This window comes from Paenibacillus hunanensis, assembly GCF_034055775.1.
Lineage (GTDB): Bacteria > Bacillota > Bacilli > Paenibacillales > Paenibacillaceae > Saccharibacillus > Saccharibacillus hunanensis.
Genome location: NZ_CP139194.1, coordinates 1,798,172 through 1,821,772 on the forward strand (window position 1 = coordinate 1,798,172; position 23,601 = coordinate 1,821,772).

Here is a 23,601-nt window from a genome sequence, read left to right on the forward strand (position 1 = left end):
GGGATTTGAAATAAACGGTATAATGGCATACAAGCAAGTGCATACTGCTATGCTGTTACATCGATCGTCCTATTAATGATTGGACAGACCGCGTGTTTCTTCGCGTGTGAGTACACGCGTACGGAATTCATCCTTTTGTAAGCCGATTTTCGGGAAGACTTCATTCAGATCAGGGAACTTCGCCAAAATTTTGGCATTGTCGGTTCGCAGATCCATTTTGCTATAGTCGTAGAAGCCTGCATCGCTAACACTATTAATCGAATCATTATTAGCTACCTTCACATCGCCAACCTTAGGTACAACGACATCCGGTGTATTCACTAGCATATTGTCTGTCATTTTCGTACCATTCGGATATTCAGGGTGCCAGTTTGGGTCCAGAATGCTACCCCACAGGTCATGATCATAGCCATACGTATCCTGTAGCACTTTGCCGTAATTTGCCCACGGATTGCTCGTTGGATTCATCTCGCGTAGCTGATCTGCGAAAATACTGTTCACACCATGACTTTTGCTATCTCCACGCTGGTCGACCTGAATCATATTGGAATCGATCACCAGATTGTTGGTCGCAATATTATCATGACCATTTAGCAAAATTCCTTTGGTGGAGCCTTGAATAATATTGTAGTGATAGTTGTCGCCACTATCTGCACCATCGGAATAGAAGCCGTTAGAGCGCTTGTTATGGTGGATAAAGTTATAACGCAGTACATTACCGTACGATGCCCAATCCTGAGCAGTATAGAACGCCCCGGTATCACCTTCGATTAGGGAGGTGTTATGCACTTCATTGTATTCAAAGGTCAGATTATTGCTGTACACATAGCGTACCGCGTCCTTTGGCACATCATGCAATAGATTATGATCAAACAGGATACCTACCGAATCACGCACCAGAATCGGCTCCAGATGCGTAAGCTCGCCCACATTATGAATATGGTTGTTGGTCACACGGCTGTTCGCTGGCGTTAGCTTTTTACGATCACCGGCGCTATTCATACTAATACCAAAGCCGCCTGTTTCGTAAATATCATTGCTCTGGAACAGATTATTTTTGCCGCCTACATCGAGTACACCACCGTTACCCAGATTGCGCAGTGTATTACCAGCGAGTGTAACATGGTCGGTATTCTTCAGCTCGATACCGTTACCCATGCTGCCCTCGATCGTAAAGCCAAGGAGCTGCACATTCGATACGTTGTTAAGGGAAACGACTGGAGTTTCGTTATCTGCGATAATCATGTTCAAATCTTTGAGATTGCCCTTTGGATAGTAGTACAGCTTTTTATCTTTAAAATCGAGGGCCCATTCGCCCGGTTGATCGATCTCGTCCAGATAATTGAGCGCCTGCCATTCCTCTGTACCTGTACCGATGCGATACGGTGCACGTATTTTGGCGAGATAGCCGGAATCGTACACATCATCACTAACGGAACCGGTAGAGCTATATACGTCATCCTGTACGGAGCCATATGCATCTTTGGTGACCGATTTAGTTTCGCTAGCGTCTTTTGTAGCTTCGGTTTTAGAAGAGGAGGTAGTAGACACCTCTGCGCCTTTATCGGTTAATTTGACGGGCGTATTGTCCTCGACATCCTTTTCAGGGGAGGAAGGCTTCGTTTCCAGCAGGGAATCATCGCTCTGTTCTTCCTTGAGCGTCATCGTCTGTGCAGCACCGCCATCCTTATACACAAGATAGGATTTACTGGATGTATCGTTATCATGCAGTGCATCGTCCTCAGAAGCAGGTGTCGTCTGCGCAGTTAACGATTGATCCGTTTGTCCTGACTTGGCTGCGCTCGTGCTGGAGCGATAATCCTCGACCGCTTTACTCCATTTCGAGCCCATACCGCCATCAGGAATGTCCTTGAGTGTGATCACATGATGCTTGGTATCCACATCCTGAACTGAACTTGTGATCGGACTCCATACCGTGCGCCAGAAGCCTTTCAGGTATAGAGGGTGCCCTGATTCCAGGGACTTTTTCCAGCGTTCAGCGCGATTGGTACCATCCAGATCAAGCGTATCGGTCGTATCTCCATTTTCCGGAATCCCACCTTCGCCGTAATAAAAGGACTTGGCATCGGCAGAGCCATTCGCTGTCGTCCAGCCTTTACGGTGCTTGTTCACAGACTCGTCTGGATTGGGCCATTGCGAGATCGGCTGACGTACACCGTCTGCGATCAGATCAATAATGCCCCATTGCTCGGTGAAGGATGTACCTCCTGCAAAATGATGAATATGCTGCAAGCCCAGCTTCTGCACATCCAGTTCGTATAGAGCGCTCGCCTTCACATCAGGATGAACGCGGGCAGCGGCATCCTTACTCAGCGGTTTCCAATCCGATGTATTAATATGCACGCCATTGGTCAGTGTCACCTGCTCGCCTGAATACGAACGATAGATGATCGGTTTATCTGCTGTGCCTGAATCCTGTGCAGTTAGCTCGAAGTTAGACAGCTCATATTCGCCGCCTTTTACCCATACCGTTACACCACCAGCAGGTAAGTCATCATGCAGCGCACGAATCGCATCACGCGCAGCGGTTAGTGTAGCGAAGGGCTTGCTTTTGCTGCCATCACCACTACTATCGCTAGCCGAAGCATCCACATACAGATTCAGCCCGGTCTTGACGGTGGCTCCGCTATCCAGTGTGACCACTTCACGGTTGTTCACCTGATCGGCAGCCGCATAAGGGGCAGGCTGAATCAGTGTCGTGCCAAGTGCTACGATCGTAGTCAGTGATATCATTTTTTGCAGCTTATTCATACGTATGATTTCCCTCCATTCTCTGTACATGCAAGTTGCCCGGATGTGTTCAACCGGTCATTTTACAAGCTCATGCCATGATATGGCGAAACGTTAACTCACCTCCTCCACAAAGTTATCTAGCAAGCAGTTGTTTGAAGCCACTGTCAGGCTAAACGCTCCTTCAATACGCTTTACCGACTCATCGGTAAGGAGTATATGCCGTATCATAAATTATTTTTCAAAAATTAGCAAAAGTAAACTTAATTAAATAATAATTGTAAAATATGTTTCATAATATTCATCCATTGGTTGCTTTTTTGTAACTATTTCAGCATAGCCTGCAAAAGTTTGTCAAGTTTGGGTGAAAAAAGGGCTATCTCGCTCCTGCAAAAGATATACATTGCAGGTAGCAGTAGATAGCCCTTTTTTGCCACGTTAAAGATATACATCGTCTAACAGACCTTTAATTGCTCGTACTCGTATGATTGCGAAGTGCATCATATTCATTGCGCTTGAGTGGCTCTACACGATACGGGTCTTTATACAGACCGATCTCAGTAATAACGCGATTGAGTGAAGGGAACTTCTTCAGAATCGCGCTATTGTTTGTACGCAGATCCAGATTGCTGTAATTGTAAAAGCCTGCTGCCTGGATCGTTTTGATCGTCGTATTGCCTGTAGCAGACGTGTCGCCCTTTTTCGGTAGAGCGATCGTCGCTTGTCCGATAATCACATTATTATTAAGCTTGCTGCCGTTAGGGTATTGTGGCTTCCAGCCAGCACTTAGCACATGACTCCATAGATTGCCGGTTAAGCCATATTGCTTGGCAAGCTGCTCTCCATACGTCTTCCATGCACCGGACATTGGGTTTAGAGCGCGTAGACGCTTAGCGTATTCGCTGTTTAGCCCGTAGTTCAGCGAGCTGGAGCGATCGTTAATTTCCATCGTACCGATATTAATGAGCAGATTGCCTGTGGCCACATTATGATGCCCATTTTCGATAATAAAAGCGCGCTTCGTATCCTGAATAATATTTTTCTGATACGTATTGCCGCTACTACCGCCATCGGCGTAAAAGCCGTTTGAGCGCTGATTGTGGTGAATCAGATTGTAGCGCAGTACATTGCCATATGAGCCCCAATCTTGTGCAGTATAAAAGGCTCCGGTATCTCCTTCGACCAGCCCGGTATTATGCACTTCATTGTATTCAAACAGCAGCTTATTGCTAAATGTATATCGAATGGCATCCTTCGGTACATCATGCAGTAGATTATGATCAATCCGCATGCCAACCGATTCGCGAATGATCAACGGCTCCAGATGGACAAGGATGCCTGTATTATAGATATGATTATTCGTAATCCGGGTGTTGGATGATTCTAGCTTTGCGCGATTGCCCGCATTACTTACACTGATGCCAAAGCTACCTGTATCATAAATATCATTACTTTGAATCATATTTTGCGAGCCACCGATATCGGTAATGCCGCCATTACTCACATTACGTATCGTCAATCCAGCAAGCGTAATATGATTGGTGTTTTGCATGGTGATGCCATTGCCCATCCCATTTTTAAATTCAAAGCCAATCAGTTTCATGTAGGAGGCACCGTTAATTCGCACGATCGGATCGGTATTGTCAGCGATCACGGTTTGCGACTGATTTAATGGGCGAGAAGGGTAGTAATACAGCTTGTCATCCTTGAAGTCGAGCGCCCATTCCCCCGGCTGATCTATCTCCTCCAGTAGATTCAGTAGTCTCCATTCTTCACTACCATCTCCAACACGATACGGATTATGGTTCGTCGCATCTTCAGCAAAGGCACTGAATTTGGACCCGATGCCGCCTTTTGGTGTTTTGGATAGCTCGATCGAGCGCGATGCTGCTTGAATCTGCTGAATACGAATCGTCACCGGACTCCATACGGTACGCCAGAAACCCTGCAAATAAACATCATGCCCGCTTTTGATCGCCTGTTCCCAGCGCATCATTCGGCTGGCAGCGCCTGTGTTTTGACTTTGCTTCGGATCATAGAAGAAGGAACGTGCATTCAAAATGCCAGATGCGACCGCCCAGCCGGGTCGTGTACCCTGGCTCGCATCATCACGATTCGGCCATTGCGAGATCGGCTGCATCGTATCGTTCACAATCAGCTGTAAAATGCCCCACTGCTCGGTAAACGAATCACCGCCAGTAAAGCCATTAATATTGCGGAAGCCGAGCTTGCGCACATCCAGCTCTACAAGCTGATCCGGCTTAATCGCCGGATTCACACGAATGCGTGCCTGTGCATCGAGTGGCTGCCAATCGGCTGGATTGACCGTTTTTCCGTTGGTCAGACTGACCTTTTCCCCTGAAAACGAGCGATAGATGATGGGTGAGCTGGCTGTGCCGGAATCTGCTGCTGTCCATTCCAGCGTAGAGGCAAGAGTGTATTCGCCACCTTTGACCCAGACCGTAATCCCACCCTGAGGCAGAGGACGCTGTAGCTCACGAATATAATCACGTGCTGCTTCAATCGTCGTAAACGGGTGCTGCTTGCTGCCATTTTGCCCATTTGCAGTAGCGGCACCATCCACGTATACATTGACTGGCGTTTGCGGATCAGGGCCGCTATCGAGTGAGCCGAGTCGACTATCCGACCATCCAAAACGCCAGAGTGGAAATGTCAGCAACAGAACCAGACCAGCTGCCAGTAGGATATAGCGAATATTTTTCACCTCTAATGCCTGACCTCCCTACATCGTTGTGTACATCCAGTATAGGAAGGACGAAGTAGAAGTGTCAATTTTATGGAAATGAAAAGGAATAGAAAGGGTAAACAAAAAAACAGCACTATCCGGCAGAGATTGCCTGAATAGTGCTGTAAAGATGCGTCAATCGGGGTGAAAAGGAGAAAAGGTGGATATTCTTCATTGCGGTGTGTCTATCATGCGAAGATAGCGATTCATCGTTACTACGATCCTAAAATCAATACATCTAAAATCGAGGTGTCAAAAACCAAAGTAACCGAAATCAACGTAGAAGGTGCAATTGCTACAGCATGGATTAGTGGTTAGTCAAGCCGCCAGTTTCAGCACGAGTGACGACACGAATACGATAAGCATCCTGCTGTAGGCCGATTTGTGGGAAGATGCTATTCAGGTTCGGGAAGCTGGCAAGAATCTGAGCGTTATTTGTACGCATATCCATTTTGTTGTAGTTGTAGAAGCTAGCTGCTGTCACACTATCCAGCACCGTGTTATTGCTAACATCATAGTTACCGTATTTAGGCTTGATAATGGTACCTACTTGAACGAGTGCATTATTCGTAATCGCAGAGCCATTAGAATATTCAGGGCGCCAGTTCGCATCAAGAATATCCGACCACAGATTATCGGTATAGCCGTATTTCGCTTTCAGCGTGGCTGCATAAGCAAGCCATGCGCCAGACGTTGGATTTTTGGAGCGAAGTGTATCGGCAAAGGTGCTATCTACGCCGTAGCTTTTGGAAACAGCGAGCGATTGATCCTTCGTGTCACTGCGATTTTCGATCCGTACGCTATTGGAAGCGACAACGACGTTATTTTTAGCGATATTATGGTGTCCGTTGAGCTGCAAGGCACGATCAGAGCCTTGAATAATATTGTTGTAGTAGTTATCGCCTGCATCACTGCCATCAGCATAGAAGCCATTCGAGCGACGGTTATGGTGAATGAAGTTGTAGCGTAGATCATTACCATAGGAAGACCAGTCCTGTGCGGTATAGAAGGCACCGGTATCCGTTTCCTCAAGAGCAGTGTTGTGTACCTCGTTAAATTCAAACGTTAGATTGTTATTACGTTCATAACGGATGGCATCGCGCGGTACGTCATGAATGAGGTTATGATCGACCCATACGCCAACCGAATCACGAATAACGATTCCTGCCAGATGGGCATGCTCGCCAATATTATGAATATGGTTATTCGTAATACGTGTATTCGCACTGGTCAGTGTATTACGGTCGCCTTGATTACCAATACTAATACCGAAGCCGCCTGTATCGTAAATATCATTACTTTTGATCATATTAGAGTAGCCACCTGTGTCGATAATACCGCCGTTTCCTACATTGAGTACGGTATTGCCGGCAATCGTAATATGGTGACTATTTTGCATGTCGATCCCGTTACCCATACTGTCTTCCACCTGGAAGCCGAAGAAGGAGATATACGAAGCATTCGTTAATTTCACAACAGCACTTGTTTTGTCGGCAATCTCGACATCTTTATCCATCATGCCATTTCCACTTTTAGGGTAGTAATAGATTTTACCGTCTTTAAAATCAAGTGCCCATTCGCCAGGCTGATCAATCTCGTCCAGCATATTCAGTGCGCGCCATTCTTCTTTACCACTACCGACGCGATAAACCGGATTGGAACCGATGATCTGCTTGCTGAACTTGTCACCCATGCCGCCCGAAGGCATATCAAGCAACGTAATGCTGTTACTACCTGTATTGATGCTCTGCACCTTGCTCATGACAGGTGCCCAGGCGGTTCTCCAGAAACCTTGCAAATACAGATCATGGCCGTCAGCGATGCTTTTCTGCCAGCGCTGAGCACGATTCGTACCGTCTGCATTCAGTGCATCTGCTGTATCACCATCAGCGGGTATGCCGCCTGTACCATAATAGAAGGAGCTTGCATCCGCCGAGCCGTTGGCAGTTGTCCAGCCAGTGCGGTTATTACCAGCTGTTTCATCTGCATTCGGCCATTGAGACACCGGCTGACGCTCGTGATCGACGATCAGATCGATAATCCCCCATTTATCTGAAAAGGAAGTACCACCTGGATATTCGTTAATATTGCTCAAGCCGAGTGCTTTGGCATCCAGCTCCACCAGATTGGAAGCACTGACTTTAGGATTTACACGCTTTTGAGCGTCCGCGCTTAGCGGCTGCCACAGGGACGGGTCAACACTGACACCGTTGGAGAGAATAACCTTTTCCCCTGGATACGTACGGTAGACGATCGTTTTGCCAGCAGAACCAGAATCAGAAGCATTCAGCTCAAAAGTATAAGGGAACTTGTACGTTCCTCCTTTGACCCAGACGGTAATTCCGCCTGTTGGCAAGGCTCCATTTTTAGCGCGAATGGCATCACGTACCTGAGTCATTGTTTTGTAAGGTGCATCTTTGGAACCATCGCCGCCCGTGGCAACAGAACCGTCAACATACAGGTTGAGTCCTGTATTGGTAGTAGGACCGCTGCTAAGTGTAGTTACGACACTGCCATCGGCAAGCTTATCTGCCTTTGCAGGAGCAGGTGACCATATGCCTCCGGTCACGAGCAAGCTTGCCACGGCAAGCGCCATGACTGATTTTTTTACGAACATTATAAATACTCCCTTTCTAATGGTCATTTCTTACACACTGTATGGGTTAGTTCGATGCATCTCCGTTTACTATTGAAATGAGTAGTCTTTATGTGCTAGTTATTTTGTCGGATAGTTTGATGAAATTATTAATATTTATAGATAAAAATGGGTAATTAAAAACAAAAAACGACGATTTTCGCACGATTTTATACAAAAAGTTAAGAAAGTATAAAGAATGAATCCTGGAACGGCTAAATGACGAGTCATAATTAGCTGGAATAGAAGGAAAATCGAGGAGAGAGGAACAAATAGCGGATATATGAGTATAAAGATATAGATGGTATCGATGATGCAGGAGAAAGTAGAGCTTCTGCTGGTATATAAAAGTTACGACTGCCCGTTCACAAAGGATACGGGCAGCGCGAGACTGAAGACTGACAGGGCTGCAAAATGAAAATAACGCGGAGAAAGCAAGAGCAAGCTGTTAATGAATAACGACTCGCGGAGGTGGCTGCACCCGAGTAGAAAGATCATGGATTGAAGGAATAATGGAGGTAAGATAAGGAGCAGTGCTTGCTGGTCATAAGTGTTAATGAATTATTTTCTCTGGGGACATGATTCAGTATAGTACAGCCACAAGCAGGATGTAATCGCCAAAAATTCTTATTTGCAATATCAATATTAGAGTTAATTAATGTAAAAATAGGTAATGTTATAGCCCGTACTTCCTATTGCTACAATCGTTGATGTAGTGAGGCTATGGATACATGCAGGAACGATATATTATTCATTAGTAAAGATGATATTGTGTATCGGTTATGATAAAATGAACCACTCTGTACTGTAGCAGAGCTACCAGACGAGCAAGGTATGGAGAAAAGGTTACAATTTTTTAAAAAAATGTTCGGTTTGCCCCGGTATGACGGGATTGAAGCAGGCAACTGACGGGTTATACATTAATAACACACTGCTCATCAGTAACATTTTGTAGCGGAATGAATTAGGGTATGCTGGTAGCTGGGCTAGCGAGGGATATAAAAAAAAGCGACCTTACCGCTCGCTGTATACTATACAGAGAACGATATAGGCCGCAGGTCGTGCTACTCAGGCACGCTCGATCAGCGTGCGATACGTCGAAGCATTCATGCCCTTGACGAGCTTGATCAGCAGCTCCTTAGCTGCATCATAATCGTCCGTATGAATGATCGAAGAGGAGGTATGGATGTATCTGCCGCAAATGCCGATAACACTGGAAGGAATTCCGATTCCACTCAGGTGTACGGCGCCGGCATCTGTACCGCCTTGAGAAATGTAATATTGTACCGGAATCTTGTTGGTGCTGGCGGTATCCTGAATGTATTCAACCATGCCGCGATGAGTGAACATTGTTGGATCATAGATACGCAATAGTGCTCCTTTACCGATGTGACCGAATGCATTACGATCACCTGTCATGTCGTTAGCTGCACTACAATCCAGACCGAAGAAGATATCTGGCTGAATGAGCTGTGTTGCTGTACGTGCTCCACGCAAGCCCAGTTCCTCCTGAACGGTAGCGCCAGAATAGACGGTGCCTCCCAGTGGCTGCTTGTGCAGTGCCTCCAGCAGCTCTATGGCAAGACCAACACCATAGCGATTGTCCCAGGCTTTGGCCATAATCTTTTTCGGATTCGCCATCGGTGTGAATTCGCACACCGGTACGATTTGAAGACCTGGACGAATGCCCATCGCTTCTGCTTCAGCACGATCATCAGCACCGATATCGATGTACATGTTACGAATATCGACTGCTTTGCTGCGTTCTTCCTGACTCAGCAAATGAACAGGCGTTGAGCCGACTACCCCTGTAATTGTTCCTTGATCGGTAACAATATGGAGCCTCTGTGCCAGCACAACCTGGTTAGACCAGCCACCGAGTGGCTGAAAGCGTACAAGCCCCTGATCCGTAATGCCTGACACCATAAAGCCAACTTCATCAAAGTGTCCGGCAACCATGATTTTCGGACCTGCCTCATCACCACGAATCACACCAAACAGGCTTCCGAGCCGATCCTGTACAAACTCGCTCGTATACGCCGACATTTTCTCTTTGACCAGCTCGCGAAGCTCGCGCTCAAAGCCAGATACAGCAGGAAATTCGGTTAATTGCTTAAATAGCTCAAGAGTTTGTTCATTCATAAGAAAGCATGCTCCTTTATCGTAAAATAACTTATCATAGTATGCCCCGACTGCTCGCAAAAGTCCACTATTTGACCACTGTTCAGATCAAAGAGTGCCCAATCATCCTACGATAAATCATAGCTTATTATGTAACTGTGCCTGTTTCATGTAAAAGTGACTCTGTTGTACGGTTCATGTACAATAACAGAAGCGGCTGCCACGGCTAGACTTTATAGAAGCAGCGTCGTATAGCTGCACAGTGCTCTATAAGAATTAGCGTGAGACAGGACATCAAAGCAGGCAAAGGATGCGCTAGCGAATGATCCAAAAGGGAGCAACCCTTCGTATCCTGTGTTAAAATCAGCACACGCTTTGCAAGCGGAACCTCCAGATGGTAGCGAACCGCAAGCCGCACGAGCGGCCATAACGACAATGGAAAGACGAACCCGAGGTAGGAGGTTTTTTATATATGCCAGTACGTAAAGAATCCATGCAAATTATCGCAGATATCCGATCCAATCTGGAATCCTGCATTCTTGGAAAATCCTTTGAGATCGAGCTGCTGCTCACCGCGTTGCTCGCGGGTGGTCATGTCCTGATCGAGGATGTGCCCGGAACCGGTAAAACACAAATGATCAAAGCACTTGCCAAATCAATGAGCGGTCAATATCGCCGGATTCAATGTAATCCCGATTTGCTGCCAAGTGATATTACAGGTGTATCGATCTTTCATCCGAAGGATGAGCAATTTTATTTCCGTCCAGGGCCAGTAATGACGAATATCTTGCTTGCAGACGAGATCAACCGTGCTACGACCAAGACGCAATCGGCATTGCTGGAAGTGATGGAGGAGCGCAATGTGACGGTCGATGGCGAGACACATCCACTGCCCCATCCATTTATGCTGTGTGCTACACAGAACCCGATTGATTTTGAAGGCACCTATATGCTGCCAGAAGCGCAGCTGGATCGTTTTATGATGAAGATTACGATCGGCTATCCAGACGAGCAGACGGAGAAGAATCTGCTACGTCAGCAGGGAACGACTGGACAACCGGTAGAACGCTTAACCCCGGTGACTGATATGCAAAGCATCGCTGATATTCAGCAGGAGATTCGCTCCGTGCATATGGATGAATCGGTTAGCGATTATCTGGTCAGTATTATTCGCGCTACACGCGATCATCGCTCGGTGCTGCTCGGAGCAAGTCCGCGTGCTACGCTGTCATTTATGATGGCGGTGAAGGCATACGCGCTCATTCATGAGCGTGATTATGTGTTGCCGGATGATGTGAAGCGTCTAGCACCGTATACGATTGCGCACCGCATACTGGCACGTCCAGAAGCACGTATGGAGCGCATGAGTGCAGAGCGAATCATGCAGCAGATTTTGGAGCAGGTTACCGCGCCGGTATCCATAGGACAATAACATTATGAGAGCCTTATTTTCGTACTTGCGGCTGAATATGAAGTTGCAGCGTCAGCCCTCCAAGCTGTGGCTCGTGCTCATTGTCTGGTTAGGTTGCCTGTTCTATGTACTGTTTCAGGGTGGGAAAACATCGGTCATGCTGTTTTCTATGGTTACGCTCCTGGCAATTTACTTGATCATCGGCGGCTTCCGCGGCGTTGGACGTGCGCGTGGAAGCCGGAAGCTGTCTATTGAAGGCGATGAGGGCAGCGCGATTCATGCTGGTGATCAGGTGCAGGTGAAGCTAAATGTCACGATTCCAGGCTTTTTGCCGCTGCCGTATGTGATTGTACGGGAGACGCTGAAGCGACATAACGGCGAATCGTGGTCTTTTGAAGAAAGTTTAATGCCGAGCATGCGTGGACGTGGAGAGCTGTTATTCCAGACTCCACCGCTGGAGCGTGGACGGTATCGCTTCTATAGTACAGAATGTATTAGTGAGGATATTTTTGGACTGCTGGAAAATCGCGGCACATTCAGTGCACCCGGTGAATTCATGGTGCTACCGCGTACGATATTTATTCCGTACTGGGAAATGGGCTCACGTCATTCCAGGCTCGGCGGTCAGCAGACATCTCAGATGCTGTCGCGTCCAGAAACGAATCAGATTAACGGTGTGCGTGACTATGTGTACGGTGATCGCATCTCACGGATTCACTGGAATGCAACCGCCCGTACCGGTGTATGGAAGTCAAAGGAATTCGAACACGAATCCCTGCCGAAAACGATTCTTGTGCTTGATGCTACGGCTGCCCATTACGAATCAATGGAGCATTTTGAGCTAGCCGTGTCGGTCACAGCCTCGATGCTGGAGTACGGTATTCGTGAGCGAATGGGCATGGGGCTATTCACGATTGGGGCGCGTACAGAAGCTTTTGTACCGTCTGATCTGTCTAGCGAATGGCATCGCATGCAGCTTCATCTGGTCGATATTATGGCAGATGGACAGGATGGACTGCTAAAAGGCTTGGAGCAAGGGGCACGCAGTTTCCCTTCAGGCTCGCTGTTTGTGTTGATCAGCCCGCTAAGCGGCGAAAAGGCATGGGAAGTATTCCAGTTTGCACGGATGCGGCAGATGCTGCCGGTTCAGCTGTTGATTGAAGATCAGCAGCAGGAGCATCTTTCCCAGCATTGGACACTCGATTCCAGTGCACGGGGTGCGGTCTGTTATCCGCTCAGTGAGCTTGATCAGCTGCCGACTGTATTAGGGGGGAGAGCCCAATGAAGAAATGGTGGAGCGAAATTTGCGGCTCCTGGTATTACTCATTATGTCTACTATGGGTGTTAATTATCGCCTATCAGTGGATTCAATATGCAGATGGGATCTGGTACAGCGAAACGACGATGTTTGTACTCGGCACGATGATCGCTGTAGCCGTGATCGATATCATTTTGCCCTTTAACGCATGGTACAGGCTACTCATTAAGCTGGTAGCCGTCATTGCGGTCGTCTATTACGCAATGCACACGCATGGTTTGTTCACATGGAGTCTGTCCCAGTCGCTATCCGACAATATGGAGGAGTTCATTAGTACACTGCGCACGTACATCTGGTTTATCGTTGCCGCATGGATGCTGCTTGAAGTGTCTGCGCGAATCGGTACGTCACGACGAGCGATTATTATGTTTGTCGGTACGAATATTGTGGCGCTGGCGATTTTGGATTCCTTCACAAAAACAGCACTGTGGGAAGAGGTTGCATGGGTTGTTTTTGCAGGTATGGGCTGGCTCGTCAGCAATCACTTCCGCTATTTTCAGGAGCGTTTCCCACGAGGGTGGAAGCATCTACGCCGCTATCCACTCAAAATCATGTTCAATATCGCTGTGATCTTCTCGATCATTTTACTGGCAGGGATCAATATGCCAGAGGTGCAGCCTACGTTAAAAGACCCGTATACCGCCTGGAAAAACTGGCATGGTGAATCGGTCATTACCGTGAATGGCTCGAATGGAATGGATGGTCAGGGTGCATCCTCCGGTTATAGTCGTGAGGATTCCAATCTGGGCGGCGGCTTTAACTTTGACTATACGCCGGTAATGTCGGTTAGCACGACGAGCCGTAGTTACTGGCGCGGTGAAACAAGGCTCGCTTACTCTGGTAAAGGCTGGATTGATCGCTCTAGCAGCAGCTGGCGTGATCTGGAGCCGATTCAGGCAGATGAGAAGCTGTCGATGGATGAAGAGCCATCGACAATCGAAACGCGTACAGTCAAACAGCAGGTGAAGATGCTGAGTGATAAAGGAACAAATTATCCCGTACTCTTCGGTGCGTATACGATCTCACGCATCGAAAGTGTAAATGGAAAAAATGATACAGACCAGCTCGATTGGCGCAGTAATTCCGGTGAGGTTCACTGGAGTCAGACACGACAAAATCGCAATTTCCCAGAATCGTACTCGCTGATCTCCAGCGTACCGGTCGTTCCGGTTGCCGAGCTGGAGAAGAAGACCTACAGTGAGCTATATGATGGCAAGTCGCTTGAGCCTTATTTGCAAATGCCGACAGACTTTCCGCAGCGCGTGAAAAATCTGGCGCGCGAGGTGACTGCTTCGGCGACGACACCGTATCGCAAGATCGAGCTGCTGCAATCGTATTTAAAAAATAATTATACGTATACGAATAATCCAGATCTGTCGCGTAAAAAGAGTAGCGACTTTGTCGATAGCTTCTTATTTGAGATCAAAGAAGGCTACTGTGATTACTATTCCACTGCGATGGTTATGATGGCACGCTCGCTGGATATTCCGGCACGCTGGGTTAAGGGCTATGCGCCTGGACAGGCAAATGGCTATGTGACAAGTGATTATTTCCCAGAAGGTGCGACAGAGTACATGGTAACGAATGCGGATGCGCACTCATGGGCAGAGATTTATTTTGCAGGCTACGGCTGGATTCCGATTGAAGCGACACCGGGCTTTGATATGCCGCTACTGACGGAAGCGGTTCAAGCTCCAGCGCAGACAGAGCAAACACCTCAGCCTGAGGAGCAACAGCAAGAACCAGAGCAGGAGCAGGCTGAAACGCCTGTACAAGCAACAGAGAATGGCGCACCACCTGCTGTGATCTGGACAGCAAGCTTGCTCGTAGCCGCCTGGGTTGTGTTTATCGCGTTCCGTTATCGTCGTAAGCTGCATGCGGCTTATGTGCGGATGCGTTACGGCGAAGCCCATACCCCTCAGCAGAAAATGATGGTCGAAGCCAAGCGCTGGCTGGCATGGATGAAGCGACACGGCTTGAATCGAGAGTCACATGAGACGCTCCGAGAATCGGTCGATCGCTGGCAGGAGCTCAAGCCAGAGCTACGACCTGCACTCGGGCCGTTACTGCAATTGTTCGAACGGGCGAAGTACAGTCCGAACGTAGTGACCGAGGAAGAATACGTAACGATGAAGCAGTATGTGCAGGATTTACGAAAATTGTGGCGCAACACGTCCACAAAGTAGTATAATGATTCAGGTATGCACAGACTGGAAAAATAAAGCTTTAATCGTTTGCAAATAAAGCTTCATAAGCTCGTAAATAGCGCCGCTTTTGCGGCGTTTCTTTTTGTCAGAGTGGTTAAATTTATGGTATAGTTTGTCGTATGAAATCGAGGTGAATATAGCTTGTTTGAAATGCTCATTCCGAAATTGCGTGTAAACACGGTCTACGATATCGACCTGGAAAAGCTGTATGCAGAAGGGTACAGAGGGATTATTACCGATCTGGATAACACACTGGTAGGCGCGAAGGCGCCGGATGCTACACCGGAATTAATCGAATGGTTCGCCAAAGTCAAGAAGTATGGCTTCGAGCTGATTATCGTTTCCAATAATAATATGAACAGGGTATCCCTGTTTGCGACTCCGCTGGATATCAAGTTTGTGCATGCTGCACGCAAGCCTTCCAATGCGCCATTTCGTAAGGCGATGAAGCTGATGAACTGTCGTGATGATCAGACGATCGTTGTGGGCGATCAGTTGCTGACCGATGTATACGGTGGCAACCGTCTCGGCCTGTTCACGGTGCTTGTGCTTCCGATTGCGCTGGATGATGAAGGCTGGCGGACCCGATTTAACCGTCAGGTGGAACGGCTGGCAAGGCTAAGACTTCGTAAAAAGGGCCTATGGGCCGAGGAGGAACGCAATAAATGACTGAACAAAGCGGCTTGACCGCTGGAACCAAATGCAGCGGCTGTGGTATCGTGCTGCAAACTGAATCAACAGATCTGCCGGGCTATATTCCGGCGCAGGCGCTGGAGCGTACACCACTGCTTTGCCAGCGCTGCTTCCGTATACGGAATTACAACGAATCGTCGACAGTAACGGTTGACCAGAGCGAATTCCTACGCCTGCTGAGTCAGGTGGGAGACAAGGATGCGCTGGTGATCCATATTGTCGACCTGTTCGATTTTCACGGTAGTGTGATCTCGGGACTGCAACGTTTTGTTGGTAACAACCCGGTTATTCTCGTAGTCAACAAAACCGATCTGCTGCCGAAGGTAACCAACTGGAACAAAATTCGCAACTGGGTACAAAAGGAAGCGAAGGAGCTTGGTCTGAAAGTAGAAGATATTATTCTATGTAGTGCCAAGCAAAATCAAGGTTTTGACCGTTTGCTAGAGGTAGTCGGCTTCATGCGTGGTAAACGTGACGTGTACGTGGTCGGTGCAACCAATGTCGGCAAGTCGACACTGATTAATCGTCTGATTACGGATTATAGCGATCTGGAGGAAGAACTGACCGTTTCTCGTTATCCAGGTACAACGCTGGATACGGTTAGCATTCCGCTGGATGATGGTCACTCGATTATCGATACACCGGGAATCGTGTACGAATCCCGTTATACCGAGCTGGTGAACAAGCAGGATCTGGCTGCATTGATGCCAGACAAGCCACTCAAGCCAGCTGTATATCAACTGAATGCGGGTCAGACGCTGTTTTTTGGAGCGATGGCACGATTTGATTTTATTGAAGGCGAACGCCAGTCGTTCACTTGCTATATTAACAATCGCTTGAATATTCACCGTACAAAGTTGGATCGTGCAGATGAATTGTTCGAACAGCATGGCGGCGAAATGCTTGCTCCACCAACGAAGGAGAATCTGGCTGAATTGCCAGCATGGACACGTCATGAGCTGCGCGTGCCTAAGGGTAAGTCGCTGGATGTGTTCATCTCGGGTCTGGGCTGGATTAAGGTCAATAGTGATCAGGGTGCGCTTGTCGCTGTCCACCTGCCTAAAGGTGTTAAGGTGATGCTGCGTCCATCGCTGATCTAATCAAAATATCGGGATGCGATCATCGTTGTAGTGATGATAATGATCGACATCCCGTTACTCCTTTCCGATACAGCGGTCCTGTATCGTTATTACAGATCAGGAGGCGATGATGATGACGAATCATCCGCATATTCATGCCCCGTTGCTGCTGGGCGTTATGGGCGATCCGATTGCTCATTCCAAATCACCTGCGATGCACAATATCGCTCTGGAAGCTGCTGCATTACCAGGTATGTATGTACCGCTGCATGTGAAGCCCGAGCATCTTGCCGAAGCAGTTACCGGTGCGCGTGCACTTGGCTTTAGCGGCTTTAATGTAACGATTCCACATAAGGTGGCGATTATGGAGCTGCTGGATGAGCTGGATGAATCCGCTGTGCAATGTGGTGCTGTGAACACGGTCGTGATCCGCGATGGACGTACAAAGGGCTACAATACCGATGGAATCGGCTATGTGCGCTCGCTCAAGGAAGAAGCAGGCGATCTATCTGGCAAGCGGGTTACCGTACTGGGTGCTGGCGGCGCAGCACGCGGGATCATTTATGCGCTGCTCAAAGAAGGGATCGCGTCGGTAACGGTTTTGAATCGGACGGTGAGTAAGGCAGACGAGCTACTGAACATTTTACAAAATGGACAGACAGCGATGAAGTCGGCTACGTTCGATGAGCTTCAAGCCTGCCTGGCTGAAACCGATATACTCATTAATACGACCTCTGTCGGAATGCACCCGGATGTGGAAGCGACGCCTGTGGAAGCTTCGCTCATTCCCGAGGGTATTATCGTCAGTGATCTGATCTATAATCCACTGGAGACGCGCCTGCTTCGCGACGCGAAAGCACGTGGCTGTAAGGTTGTGGGCGGTCTGGGTATGTTCGTCTATCAGGGCGCGTACGCTTTTGAATATTGGACTGGAATCGATGCTCCGGTATCATTGATGCACAGCGCGGTGCTGGAAGCATTCAATCATGAATAACATTAATAACAAATAGTAAGGGGATACCTATGTTAACTGGAAAACAAAAACGTTACCTGCGTAGTCAGGCACACCATCTGGACCCGATTTTCCAAATCGGTAAAGGTGGCATGAACGAAGGCATTATCCGCCATGTGGTGGATGCGATCGAGACGCGCGAGCTGATGAAAATCTCGGTACTGAACAACTGTCTGGAAGAGCCGAAGGAACTGGCACAGGAGCTAGCAGAAGGCGCTGGTGCAGAGCTGGTACAGGTTATCGGACGTACAATCGTACTGTATAAGGAATCGAAGGATCACAAACAAATCGAGCTGCCACGCGCGTAAGCGTACTGGCTAGCTTTACAACGGATGCCGCAGGCTGAGATCAACAGATGAATCGCTTTAGCCTGCGGCAATATGATTACAAATGATGCGGTGGTGGATTCATGAAAGTCGGTATTATGGGAGGCACCTTTGATCCGGTGCATATCGGTCATATGCTGGCAGCGGAGGCTGCGCTGGAAGGATGTAAGCTGGATGAAGTATGGTTTATGCCATCTCACATTCCTCCGCATAAGCACGCTGCTGGTGCTTCCGGTGAACAGCGCCTGGAAATGGTAGCACGCGCCATCGGCACGAATCCTGCGTTTCGTACGCTGGATATCGAGCTGGAGCGTGGCGGCGTATCCTACACCATTGAAACGATCCGTGCATTACAGGAGCGATATGGAGAGCATGAATTCTTTTTCATTATCGGCGCTGATATGGTGAACTCGCTGACTGAATGGCATGGAATTGAGGAGCTGGCACAGCGTTTAACCTTTGTAGGCGTAGGGCGACCTGGCTCAGTTATTGACAAGTCAAAAATGCCTGCCTATTTACAGCCGCGTGTGGAGCTCGTCAATATGCCTCAGGTTGATATCTCATCCACCGATATTCGTGAACGGTTGCAAAACGGTCAAACGATCCGTTATATGGTTCACGATCATGTGTATGAATATATTAAGGGGAGCGGAATCTATGAAGCTGACACGCGATGAACTGATTCAATCGGTATCCGCCCAAATGCCGGAGAAGCGTTGGCGTCATACCGAGGGTGTAATGCAATCGGCGGTGCTGCTGGCGAAGCGCTATGGAGCGGATCCGGTCAAAGCAGAGCTAGCGGCGATCCTGCACGATGTAGCCAAATACTGGCCAAGTGAGCGCCAGGAGCAGCTACTGCGTGATAAAGGGCTGAATGATGAACTGCTGCTCTATGACAAGCCACTCTGGCATGCCGAGATCGGTGCGTATGTGGCAGAAGCCGAATATGGCATCGAGGACGAGGAAATACTGAATGCAATTCGTTACCATACATCCGGCAGAGTCGGCATGACCCTGCTGGAGAAAATTATTTGTCTGGCGGACTATATCGAACCAGGACGTGATTTCCCTGGTGTTGATCATATTCGTCGCCTGGCGGAGACGAGTGTAGAAGCGGCACTGGTCGCGGGCTTTGACTCGACGATCAATCTGCTTGTCGCTCGCCGACAGATCATTTACCCGTTAACCGTATTATCCAGAAATGATCTGGTCAAACAACTTGAATTAGAGGGGGAACTCTAAATGTCATTAAACCCAGAACAAGTCATGCAAATGGCTGTAGACGCAGCTGAAAGTATAAAAGCACACGATCTCGTTGTACTTGATCTGAAAGGACTTTCACTCGTAGCAGATTATTTTGTGATCTGCCATGGTAATTCCGATACACAGGTACAATCGATCGCTAGTGAGGTACGCAAGCGCGCTCATGAAGAAAACGTTCATATCCGTGGCTTGGAAGGAATGAATGCTGCTCGCTGGGTGCTGATCGACCTTGGAGATGTGGTTGTACACATTTTCCATCGTGATGAGCGTGAATATTACAATATTGAACGTCTCTGGTCTGATGCTAAAGTGGTGGAAAACGTATGAGTTTTGAAGCAGGTACGATTATCCCGCTGAAAATCGGACGCGAGGTATCGCCGTATGGCTTCTTCCTGACGGATGGAGAACAGGAAGTGCTAATGCACTATAGTGAGATCGTTGGTAAGATCAAGGTTGGCGAAACGGTGGAAGCATTTATTTTCCACGATACGGAAGACCGCCTTGCCGCAACGATGAAAAAGCCTTTGCTCACACTGGGTGAGCTGGCTAAACTGAAAATTGCTGATCTGCATCCGCGTCTGGGTGCTTTTCTGGAAATGGGTCTCGGTCGCCAGCTATTGCTGCCGATGAGCGAGTTACCTGAAAAGCCAGAGCTACGTCCGCAAATCGGTGATGATGTATATGTTGTCCTGCAACATGATCGTCAGGGTCGTCTACTGGCAAAGCTGGCAGGCGAAGAAGAGCTGGCTGAGCATGTATTCCACGCGCCGTCCAGCTGGATGAACGAATGGGTCGATGCGCTTGTGTACAAGCCGCTGCAAATGGGTAGCTTTGTCCTGATCGAAGGCGGCGTGCTTGGATTCGGCGCGATCGGTTTGATTCACCAGAATGAGCGTAGCCGTATGCTGCGTCTGGGTGAAAAGGTCAGCGTACGTGTCACTCAGGTACGTGAAGACGGACGTGTGAATCTGTCGATGCTGCAACGTAAAGAGGTTGGTCGTGATCAGGATGCGGAGCGTCTGCTTGCATTTATCAACGAGCGTGAAGATAAAGCAATGCCTTATTCGGATCGCACCCAACCGGATGTGATCAAGCAGCGCTTTGGAATCAGTAAAGCGGCGTTCAAGCGTGCGCTTGGTAAGCTGATGAAGGAAGGCGTAGTCGTACAGGATCAAAACTGGACACGCCTTGCAACACACGCCAATGCTACGGCATCGGATACAAAGCCACAAACGGACGAAACGAATACAGACGAACAAGCCTGATTATTCAGAGTATGTCATCCTATTGAATAGATAGAAGTCATAGATTGAAGTTAAACGGAAAGGCAAGAACGGCTTAGGTTGCGTTCCTGCCTTTCTGTTTTTATATGCAGAATGGATTGAATATCGACAGCGCCATAACGGCAATAGGGAAGGACGGTTGAAGCAGTGTCATATCGCAAGTTTGCTTATGTATACGATGAATTAATGGACGATATGCCGTATCCAGATTGGCTACGCTTTGTACGAGAGGTATGGGACAAGTATGGTATGCCACGTCAGGTTGCTGAGCTGGGCTGCGGAACAGGTAGCATTACCATTCCGCTGGTGAATGCAGGCTTCCGTATAAGCGGCATCGATCTATCCTCCGATATGCTATCCATTGCACGCGATAAAATGGAATCGACTCCGCAGGGGCACCGATTATTTCAGGACGGGCAGGTACAGTGGATCTGTCAAAATATGACCGATTGGGAGCTACCTGAGCAGGTCGATAGTGTGATCTCCTTCTGCGATTGTGTAAATTATCTTACCGAGCCGGAGGATGTCATTCGCACATTTCAGGCCACCCATCGCGGATTAAAGCCGGGCGGTACGTTTATTTTTGATGTGCACCATCCGAATACGCTTCGCCGTTATGACGAGGAGCAGCCCTTCATGCTGGATGATCGCTCGGTATCGTATTTGTGGACATGTGAATATGATGCGGTTCGCACCGAAATTGAGCACCATCTGACGATTTTCGCTCGTGTAGATAATGCGCAAAACTCGCTGTATGAGCGATTTGAAGAGGTTCATGTGCAGCGCTCGTACGAACAAGAGTGGCTGAGTACCGAGCTGTATAAGGCAGGCTTTCGGGATGTGAAGTGCTATGCTGATTTTACATGGAATGAACCGGGAGAGGAAGCTGCACGCCTGTTTTTTGTAGCAGTAAAATAAGCTATTTTTATTGTGAGAGCGAGCTTATAGAAGCAAGCACAGAGCGCAAGATCGGGAACGATGCCTCAAGACCGACCTTTAAGCTGGGATACGCCTTCTTTTACCTGTTCAAAGTATCCCGGCTTAACCGGAGGTCTTTGGCATGTTGCCGGGCTGGAGTGGATGCACTTTCACCCGACGCCTTCAGTTATCCTACTTTTGACGCCACATTACATCACCATAATTAAACTCAATCCGCTGCTTAAATCAGTACAGACATATAACCAGCCACCGTACATCCTATGCCGCTATATCGTATGAATTAAGTATACCTTCAAGCTCAAAGCCAAGCTTTTTCATACGTCAATCTTTAATTTAAAATAGATCAACCGATATAGTAGAGTATACATACTTTATATTTAGATGATAAATTTAGATCAACATCAAGATACACTGTCATTCATCTGCAATTTAGGATCGCTCAGAAATTGCACTCTACTATAACGAATAGGGTGGACATGCATGCATACGATTATTCAAACATTATTTAATAACTTAACCTTCCTCACTACAGCTTTGTTTTTTGGTAATTTGATTTTAAAGCTGGTGGATCGGAAGTTTGGTAAAACAAAATGGGCTACGCCTCTGACTGGAGGTTTATTTAGCGGATTGATCGGAGTTGCGATGATGACTTATTTTTCGATCAATATCCATAGCGGTGGTAACTCGCTCATTGTTGATTTTAGACAGCTGGCTATATTGTTCTCCGTTTATTATGGAGGAGGCTGGGCAGGCTTGATCGCAGCCGCGATTATGGGTGTGTATCGGCTATTTATCGGATCATTTCAATTTAGCTCGTGGATTGGTCTGGCGAATATTATGTTTACGTATATACTTGCTGCCACAATGATGCGTTATGGGAAGCGCGTCTCGTTATGGGTATGGGTGCGCGCACTGGTTGGAGCATTATTGATTTATCTGATCGCGGTAACTATTGTTGGAGCGCTGTTACGAGCGTATACACTACATGCGCTGTTTGGCTTATTTTTCATAATGGCAGGCATGTTTGCGTATTATATTCTCTGGTATTTGCGGAGAGCAGACGATAATCTGGTCGTGATGCGTGATGCAGCAAATCATGATTTTTTAACAAAGCTGTATAATCCACGTTCGTTTGATCGATTGTTTCGGCTGACAACGGCGCAGGCAGAGGAACGGGAAGAATCGTTTGCGCTGCTGGTGGTAGACATTGATCATTTTAAGCATGTGAATGATCAGTATGGGCATTTGAATGGAGATATTGTACTGGTTCAGGTTGCACAATTGCTTAACGATACGGTGCAACAGCACGGGTATTGTGCACGTAAGGGCGGCGAGGAATTTGCAGCTATTTTGAATCTGAGTACACAGTATGATGCACTTCAGATGGCTGAGCAGGTACGTGAACGAATTGATCAGCATGTATTCCGGCTGGATGGTGGGCATCAGATTCATTTAACCGTGTCGATCGGCGTTAGCTTATATCCGCAGCATGTACCGCATCAGATGTTTCATGAGGCGGATAAGGCGCTCTATTATGCCAAGGAGCATGGGCGTAATCGAGTCTGCTTATCCACCGATTTGAAGGCGGTATGATGTAGGGTAGAGCTGAGTTTAAAATATAGTGTGTTGTTTGCAGCTTGAACGACTATAGTTGTAGCGTAAATAATTACAAAAGCAGGCACCTTTCTATGAGTTAAGAAAGATGCCTGCTTTTTGGTTTATATTGATCGATAGATAAGTGGGTAGATAAAATGAATGCTGATCATAATAAAGCTATAGATTGTATCGTGACATAAGTGATGGAATGCTCCCATTTT

The 23,601-nt window shown here is 47.8% G+C and carries 17 protein-coding genes; 13 read left to right on the top strand and 4 right to left on the bottom strand.

The features are described from left to right. Window positions 1–72: 72 nt before the first annotated feature. From SK066_RS07325 to SK066_RS07340, 4 genes are all read right to left on the bottom strand, one after another. Window positions 73–2,772 carry a right-handed parallel beta-helix repeat-containing protein gene (locus SK066_RS07325; protein ID WP_320544202.1) on the bottom strand — a complete coding sequence of 900 codons (2,700 nt, stop codon included), beginning with the start codon at window positions 2,770–2,772 and terminating at the stop codon, window positions 73–75. A gap of 445 nt (window positions 2,773–3,217) precedes the next feature. Then, window positions 3,218–5,476, bottom strand: a complete 2,259-nt coding sequence (locus tag SK066_RS07330; RefSeq protein WP_320544203.1) for a right-handed parallel beta-helix repeat-containing protein — start codon at window positions 5,474–5,476, stop codon at window positions 3,218–3,220. Window positions 5,477–5,804: 328 nt separating this feature from the next. After that, a complete protein-coding gene (locus tag SK066_RS07335; RefSeq protein WP_320544204.1) occupies window positions 5,805–8,114 on the bottom strand; it encodes a right-handed parallel beta-helix repeat-containing protein in 2,310 nt (769 codons plus the stop codon). Between the two features lie 1,086 nt (window positions 8,115–9,200). Beyond that, window positions 9,201–10,274, bottom strand: coding sequence for a M42 family metallopeptidase (locus tag SK066_RS07340; RefSeq protein ID WP_250343669.1), 1,074 nt, complete (start codon window positions 10,272–10,274; stop codon window positions 9,201–9,203). A 451-nt stretch (window positions 10,275–10,725) separates the two neighbouring features. Between SK066_RS07340 and SK066_RS07345 the strand changes: the two genes are divergently transcribed. The 13 genes from SK066_RS07345 (at window position 10,726) to SK066_RS07405 (ending at window position 23,377) form a co-directional block, all read left to right on the top strand. Then, the gene (locus SK066_RS07345; protein ID WP_188776302.1) at window positions 10,726–11,685 is read left to right on the top strand and encodes an AAA family ATPase; all 960 of its coding nucleotides are present in this window, start codon (window positions 10,726–10,728) and stop codon (window positions 11,683–11,685) included. Window positions 11,686–11,689: 4 nt separating this feature from the next. Beyond that, window positions 11,690–12,949 carry a DUF58 domain-containing protein gene (locus SK066_RS07350; protein WP_320544205.1) on the top strand — a complete coding sequence of 420 codons (1,260 nt, stop codon included), beginning with the start codon at window positions 11,690–11,692 and terminating at the stop codon, window positions 12,947–12,949. Next, entirely contained in the window at window positions 12,946–15,168 is a 2,223-nt protein-coding gene (locus SK066_RS07355; protein ID WP_320544206.1) for a DUF4129 domain-containing transglutaminase family protein, read from the top strand. Before SK066_RS07350 ends, SK066_RS07355 begins: the two co-directional genes overlap by 4 nt. Before the next feature lie 162 nt (window positions 15,169–15,330). Then, window positions 15,331–15,858: a YqeG family HAD IIIA-type phosphatase gene (locus SK066_RS07360; protein ID WP_188776305.1), complete on the top strand. Its 528-nt coding sequence runs from the start codon at window positions 15,331–15,333 to the stop codon at window positions 15,856–15,858. Then, window positions 15,855–16,982, top strand: coding sequence for a ribosome biogenesis GTPase YqeH (gene yqeH, locus SK066_RS07365; protein WP_320544207.1), 1,128 nt, complete (start codon window positions 15,855–15,857; stop codon window positions 16,980–16,982). The genes SK066_RS07360 and yqeH overlap by 4 nt, the downstream gene beginning before the upstream one ends. Window positions 16,983–17,088: 106 nt before the next feature. Beyond that, window positions 17,089–17,955, top strand: coding sequence for a shikimate dehydrogenase (gene aroE / locus SK066_RS07370; protein WP_320544208.1), 867 nt, complete (start codon window positions 17,089–17,091; stop codon window positions 17,953–17,955). Window positions 17,956–17,984: 29 nt separating this feature from the next. After that, on the top strand, window positions 17,985–18,281 hold the full coding sequence (yhbY, locus tag SK066_RS07375; RefSeq protein WP_188776308.1) for a ribosome assembly RNA-binding protein YhbY: 297 nt from the start codon (window positions 17,985–17,987) through the stop codon (window positions 18,279–18,281). Between the two features lie 101 nt (window positions 18,282–18,382). Next, the gene (gene nadD / locus SK066_RS07380; protein WP_188776309.1) at window positions 18,383–18,976 is read left to right on the top strand and encodes a nicotinate-nucleotide adenylyltransferase; all 594 of its coding nucleotides are present in this window, start codon (window positions 18,383–18,385) and stop codon (window positions 18,974–18,976) included. Then, window positions 18,957–19,541 (top strand): bis(5'-nucleosyl)-tetraphosphatase (symmetrical) YqeK, encoded by a 585-nt coding sequence (gene yqeK, locus SK066_RS07385; RefSeq protein ID WP_188776310.1) that lies wholly within the window; start codon window positions 18,957–18,959, stop codon window positions 19,539–19,541. Before nadD ends, yqeK begins: the two co-directional genes overlap by 20 nt. Beyond that, entirely contained in the window at window positions 19,542–19,889 is a 348-nt protein-coding gene (rsfS, locus tag SK066_RS07390) for a ribosome silencing factor (RefSeq protein WP_320544209.1), read from the top strand. Further along, the gene (locus SK066_RS07395; protein WP_320544210.1) at window positions 19,886–20,827 is read left to right on the top strand and encodes a CvfB family protein; all 942 of its coding nucleotides are present in this window, start codon (window positions 19,886–19,888) and stop codon (window positions 20,825–20,827) included. Before rsfS ends, SK066_RS07395 begins: the two co-directional genes overlap by 4 nt. Before the next feature lie 204 nt (window positions 20,828–21,031). Next, a complete protein-coding gene (locus SK066_RS07400) occupies window positions 21,032–21,763 on the top strand; it encodes a class I SAM-dependent DNA methyltransferase (protein WP_320544825.1) in 732 nt (243 codons plus the stop codon). Window positions 21,764–22,264: 501 nt separating this feature from the next. After that, the gene (locus tag SK066_RS07405) at window positions 22,265–23,377 is read left to right on the top strand and encodes a GGDEF domain-containing protein (protein WP_320544211.1); all 1,113 of its coding nucleotides are present in this window, start codon (window positions 22,265–22,267) and stop codon (window positions 23,375–23,377) included. The last annotated feature ends 224 nt before the right edge of the window (window positions 23,378–23,601 follow it).

What these genes read in the sequence shown, in the direction of transcription:
- yhbY (WP_188776308.1), top strand. Translation starts at nt 17,985, where the DNA reads ATGTTAACTGGAAAACAAAAACGTTACCTGCGTAGTCAGGCACACCAT.
- SK066_RS07400 (WP_320544825.1), top strand. Translation starts at nt 21,032, where the DNA reads ATGGACGATATGCCGTATCCAGATTGGCTACGCTTTGTACGAGAGGTA.
- SK066_RS07405 (WP_320544211.1), top strand. Translation starts at nt 22,265, where the DNA reads ATGCATACGATTATTCAAACATTATTTAATAACTTAACCTTCCTCACT.
- SK066_RS07345 (WP_188776302.1), top strand. Translation starts at nt 10,726, where the DNA reads ATGCCAGTACGTAAAGAATCCATGCAAATTATCGCAGATATCCGATCC.
- nadD (WP_188776309.1), top strand. Translation starts at nt 18,383, where the DNA reads ATGAAAGTCGGTATTATGGGAGGCACCTTTGATCCGGTGCATATCGGT.
- yqeH (WP_320544207.1), top strand. Translation starts at nt 15,855, where the DNA reads ATGACTGAACAAAGCGGCTTGACCGCTGGAACCAAATGCAGCGGCTGT.
- yqeK (WP_188776310.1), top strand. Translation starts at nt 18,957, where the DNA reads ATGAAGCTGACACGCGATGAACTGATTCAATCGGTATCCGCCCAAATG.
- SK066_RS07350 (WP_320544205.1), top strand. Translation starts at nt 11,690, where the DNA reads ATGAGAGCCTTATTTTCGTACTTGCGGCTGAATATGAAGTTGCAGCGT.
- SK066_RS07395 (WP_320544210.1), top strand. Translation starts at nt 19,886, where the DNA reads ATGAGTTTTGAAGCAGGTACGATTATCCCGCTGAAAATCGGACGCGAG.
- SK066_RS07340 (WP_250343669.1), bottom strand. Translation starts at nt 10,274, where the DNA reads ATGAATGAACAAACTCTTGAGCTATTTAAGCAATTAACCGAATTTCCT.
- aroE (WP_320544208.1), top strand. Translation starts at nt 17,089, where the DNA reads ATGATGATGACGAATCATCCGCATATTCATGCCCCGTTGCTGCTGGGC.
- SK066_RS07325 (WP_320544202.1), bottom strand. Translation starts at nt 2,772, where the DNA reads ATGAATAAGCTGCAAAAAATGATATCACTGACTACGATCGTAGCACTT.
- rsfS (WP_320544209.1), top strand. Translation starts at nt 19,542, where the DNA reads ATGTCATTAAACCCAGAACAAGTCATGCAAATGGCTGTAGACGCAGCT.
- SK066_RS07335 (WP_320544204.1), bottom strand. Translation starts at nt 8,114, where the DNA reads ATGTTCGTAAAAAAATCAGTCATGGCGCTTGCCGTGGCAAGCTTGCTC.
- SK066_RS07355 (WP_320544206.1), top strand. Translation starts at nt 12,946, where the DNA reads ATGAAGAAATGGTGGAGCGAAATTTGCGGCTCCTGGTATTACTCATTA.